We start from the raw sequence: 5,093 nt of genomic DNA, 5'->3' as shown, positions 1-5,093 counted from the left end.
CGTGCAGGTCAGTGAGAAACTCACTCCCGAGATGACTCAGGCATTGTCAGGCGTTGAAGTCAAAGTAGTGGACCTGTCAGGTGGCACACTCGGGCGGGCTGTTCCGGGTACGATCTATCTCGATGTGAATGCCGCTGGTTACGGATGGTTCGTTGATTCTACCCCACTTGATCACAGTGAATTTGCACTCGACAGCCAGCTCTCCCTGATTGCTTTACCAGACAGCGCTGCGCCGGGCCGCGTTGATCTCTGGACCGTGATTTTGCACGAACTCGGTCACCTGATGGGTTACGAACATGACTCGGAGGGGGTCATGGAAGAAACACTGGCACCTGGAGTTCGTAAACTGGCAGAGTGGAATGAAGATTCCGATCTGTATTTTGCTTCCGTGCAGGAAGAAGCAGAGTTATTGCCGTTTTAGCTGCGGTATCACTATTTTGCTAATCTGCAGGATGAAAGGAGAGAATAAGGGTTCTGCCCCGAATGGTACTGTCATTTTTCCGTTTGTGCGTACGTTGGTCTATGACAGCTATGAATATTTTGTAAAATTATGGCTGTCTGGAGTTGGTCTAGCTTTATAACCGCTCCCGGCGATAATGTTTTCAACCATCCTTGGAACTTCGTGCATGAAATCGCCAGGGAGGGTTTTTCATGTCTGTTAATTTATCTGAATCGCAGTCTCAAGGCAGCAGCAATTTTCAATTGATCCTCGATTCTTTTTTGTCGTCGGCGGGTCTGCCATTCTCGAAGTTGCTCTCTGCCAAACGCATCGCGAGGATCTTTGCCCGGCACAACGGGTTGTTCGGAACACACGGCGTTTACTCCACTGCCGTCATGCTCTGGTCGTTTCTGGGACAGGTTCTGCGGGATGGCAAAGAAGCGTCCTGTCAATCAGCAGTGGCCCGGGTCATAGCGTTCTGCAAACTCACAGGCGAAGCTGCTCCTACCGCTGATACCAGAAACTATTGTCGAGCGCGTGCAAAGTTGTCTGTTCCGGCCTTGCGCGAAATTAGTTGTGAAGTCGCTTCCGAACTCGAAGATGCTGCAGAGGAAAGCTGGCTCTGGAAAGGCAGGCATGCCAAGCTGATCGATGGCTTCACTTTCACAATGCCGGACACGGAAAGTAATCAGGCAGAGTTCCCGCAACAAAATGCGCAGGCGCCCGGCTGTGGCCTGCCAATCGCCCGTGCGGTAGCAGTGCTTTCACTGGCCACCGCTTGTATGTTGGATGTCGCCATCGGCCCCTATAAGGGAAAACAATCTGGCGAAACCGCATTGCTGCGCAAGCTGTTTGGCTCTTTGAATAGGGGTGATGTTGCTATTTTTGATCGTTACTACTGCTCCTACATGATGATCGCTTCACTACTGAGACAGGAAACCGATGTCTGCACGCGGCTGCACCACAAACGCCGTTCTGATTTTCGACGTGGCAAACGGCTGGGAAAGTATGATCATCTCGTCACTTGGATCCGGCCAAAACGATGTCCCACCTGGATGGATCAAGCGACTTTCTTACAGATTCCAGAGACGATTCTGTTGCGAGAAATTCGCTACCAGGTGGTTGAAAGGGGAAGGCGGACTCAGGCGATAACGATCATCACTACACTCTTGGATGATGAGCACACCAAAGCAGAAATCGCCGAGTTGTACGGCGTTCGCTGGAATGTGGAACTGGATCTGCGCTCTATCAAAGATACTCTGAATCTGGGACACCTGCGCTGCAAATCGCCGGCGATGATTCGCTGCGAACTGTGGACCACAATCCTGGGCTACAATTTAATTCGCACTACGGCCGCTGGTGCGGCGTTGCTACATCAGAAACGTCCCCGGCAGATCAGTTTCACAGCAGCTTGCCAGTTTATTCTGACAGCCTGGATGCTGACCGCCTGCGGAAAACACACTTCGCAGGCACTGCGTGAAATGTGTCGAGCGTTGGCGAATCAGATTGCAACGTGCGAAGTCGGTAACCGTCCCGGTCGCATTGAACCTCGCGTCATCAAACGTAGACGCGGCACCTACCCCTTGATGCAATTACCAAGACAGGTGCTAAGAGACCGTTTACGCAACAATACCACTTGAAAGATGTTACGACTCGACAGTACCATTCGGTTCTGCCCCTTATTGACTCAGCGATCGGCACGATCAACACTGAGTGGGTCTCCAGGAATTCAAGACAAGGCTTAACCTTATAATATCCAGGGAGTACGACACGGTATGATCACAACAACAATTATGAATGCCAGATCGCTTCGTGCATTCTGCGTCTTTGCAGCCATCGGTTTTGCGTTGAACCAAAACTCACACTTGATGTCCGCTGACGATTCTCTCACTCTCAGTGATAATGGAAAAGCCCAAGCAGTGATCGTTATCTCAGCAAAGCCTTCCGCAGCTGCAAAAAAAGCTGCGAAAGTTCTCAGCGATCATCTGTTTCAGATCTCGGGAGCCCAATTTGCTGTCGTTAAAGATTCAAAGATTCCCCCCAACACGAATTATCTTGCCGTGGGCGAAAGCTCGCTAACCCGGAAGCTTGGCATTAGCGCCAAAGGTCTCGGACCGGGTGGTATTCGGATTCGATCGTTTCCCAACGCGATTGCTCTCCTTGGACCTGACGACTTCACACCCTCGGATCGAAACGGAACGCTCTATGCCGTTACGACTTTTCTTGAAGAATCCCTTGGGTGCCGGTTCCTCTGGCCTGGCGAACTCGGCAAGGTCGTACCACAAAACAAATCAATCGTCGTAGAACCGATAAATATATCCAAAACACCGCTGCTCAAACAACGAAATATTCGCAACATGAGCTATGGGAACCGTGATGCAGCAGGCTTGGTACGGCTCAATGCCAAACCCGAAGAATACCAACGATTACGAGCAAAAGCCGCAGCCACCGAATCGGAAGATGGAGGATGGTTTACCTGGCAACGGATGGGTGGTAGCCTTGGACTGGCAAGTGGGCATTCCTTTGGTCATGCCTGGGATAAATGGAGTAAAGAACATCCTGAATGGTTTGCGATGCAACCGAATGGGTCTCGTGACCAGAGCCAGTTTGGGACATCGCGTTCACGATTCTGTGTCAGTAACCTCGAACTGATCGATGCAATAGCACGAGACAAGATTGAGGAGTTGAACCGCCAGAGTTCTAAGCCCGGTGTGAAGAGTGTTGCGATCGGACCTAATGATGGTGGCCGAGCGACTTTTTGCATGTGCCCGGAATGCAAGAAACTCGACCCACCAAAGGGAAACCCGATCAAGTTGTGGGATTTCACCGGAAAAGAGGGACGGCGTGAATTTAATTACGTTTCGTTGACTGATCGCTATGTCTGGTTTTGGAATGAAATCGCCAGACGCGTCTGCAAGGTCCATCCCGATGCTTGGCTGACCGCTGATGCCTATAGCGCTTACACCGATCCGCCTGTGAAACACAAACTTCATTCGAATATTGCCATTCGCTTTGTAGATATTTCCTATCTCGACGATTCTCGACGCCAAACGGGACGAGCACGTTGGGATGCCTGGGCAAAGAAAGTATCAAAAATTTATTTTCGTCCGAACCTGCTACTGGCAGCCCGACGGCAAGGCACCCCTGTTGTTTACGTTCACAAACTGGCCGAGGATTTTAGGTATCTCGCGCATCATTCCATGATTGGAACAGACATGGATGCCTGCACCCATCATTGGGCGACTCAGGGGCTGAATTTTTACGTAGCTGCCCGGCTCCACTGGAATCCGGACCTTGATGTCAATGCAGAGATTGACGACTACTGTCGGTCCGGTTTTGGTGCCGGTGCCGAATTTGTGAAACGTTATTTCGGACGGCTCGAACAACTCACCAACGAAATCGCAGCATCTGATCCGCCTCTGCATCCGACTGCGCCTTTCACTCCGGAAGTGATCAAGGAGTTACGATCTTTACTTGATGAGGCTGATCGATCGATTGCCAATACGAAAAGTAATCCAAAAGTCACCAAGCGACTCGTCTTTCTCCGTCGTGGTCTCGACTACGCTGAGATCCACTCCGCGGGTTATCACTTACTGGCAGAACTGAAAACAAATGGAGGCAAACTGACTCCCGATCTGAGAGCACGCGCAACGGAAGTTCTGAATCGGAACTTTGAAATGTCACGTGACATTTTCTATCAAGACTTTTTCGCAGTCCATGTATCCCGAGTCGCTTGGGGCGGGTGGGGCTACTTCGGTCGGCTCGGCTGGAAGCCACCAGTGATTGAGTGACGCTCAGCACTGACAAACGTATTCACAAAGGCATTTTTAAACCACCCTTTTCGCTGACACATTATTTCAGTCAGATGCGATTGAACCCAATTGAGAATGAAACGAATCCAAAGCAAACAACACAAGCGATTCGTCCAATTCTGTTCGCGTAACTCATCGAATGCCGGACAGCAAACAAAAACGAACCTTAAAACAAACTTCATACTCGTTACGAGATCTCATACTTTTCGAAAAAATTGAGTACGATTCGAGTTTTTTAGAACAAGAATTGACAACACGTACAGATTTGGAATGGAAGATTCCGAGAGATTGTTACAAACAATGATAACCAATCTCTAATCTGGCAGTCGACCACATTAATGTGCCTTGGATGTTGATAACACTCTGCTATTGTTCTATTACCTCGATCCCACAAAGTAATGTTTTTCCAACAACCGCATTCAACCCGATTAGCAATGCGCCCTTGGTAATTTTGATATTCTTAAACTCTTTCATAACTCCTACACCAGGGTCACCTACTTCTTTCAAAATATCAAAGTCATTTAAAACGGTTGTGTTCTGAATTGAAATTGTCTGAATCCGATTGCCTTTAGAAACCCCCTGAGTTTCGGCGAAAAACAGACGTACCGTGTAAACTCCATTTAGGTTTTGATCACCCATCAAAATATTAATTTTTTCCAACCCCATTGCACCTGAACCTGTGACAAACCCGGCGTGCGGACCCTGAACCCTGGCTGAATGGTGATAAAACCAAGCGGGGTTTTCGGGAATTACTTTTACAGGTACTTTTGGTGAAGGACCGCCTTTGCTTGGGTAGTCCACCCACAACGTCCCCTCTTTTGCCTTAAAGTCACCAGGCGCTC

At 49.4% G+C, this 5,093-nt stretch carries 4 protein-coding genes; 3 read left to right on the top strand and 1 reads right to left on the bottom strand.

Annotated features, from left to right (window positions below; genetic code table 11):
• From Q0668_RS00210 to Q0668_RS00200, 3 genes are all read left to right on the top strand, one after another.
• Nucleotides 1-421, top strand: a 421-nt coding sequence (locus tag Q0668_RS00210; RefSeq protein WP_298858749.1) for a hypothetical protein, incomplete at its 5' end; no start/stop codon positions are given.
• Nucleotides 422-651: 230 nt separating this feature from the next.
• Entirely contained in the window at nucleotides 652-2,079 is a 1,428-nt protein-coding gene (locus tag Q0668_RS00205; protein WP_298858747.1) for an IS4 family transposase, read from the top strand.
• Nucleotides 2,080-2,214: 135 nt separating this feature from the next.
• Nucleotides 2,215-4,230: a DUF4838 domain-containing protein gene (locus Q0668_RS00200; protein ID WP_298858745.1), complete on the top strand. Its 2,016-nt coding sequence runs from the start codon at nucleotides 2,215-2,217 to the stop codon at nucleotides 4,228-4,230.
• A gap of 387 nt (nucleotides 4,231-4,617) precedes the next feature.
• Here the strand turns inward: Q0668_RS00200 and Q0668_RS00195 are convergent.
• Nucleotides 4,618-5,093 (bottom strand): malectin domain-containing carbohydrate-binding protein (locus Q0668_RS00195; protein ID WP_298858743.1); only part of this gene is annotated, 476 nt, incomplete at its 5' end.

The sequence above is a fragment of the uncultured Gimesia sp. genome (genome assembly GCF_937910335.1).
Lineage (GTDB): Bacteria > Planctomycetota > Planctomycetia > Planctomycetales > Planctomycetaceae > Gimesia.
Note: the sequence above shows the minus strand (reverse complement) of the source record. Positions and strands in the feature narration are given on the sequence as shown.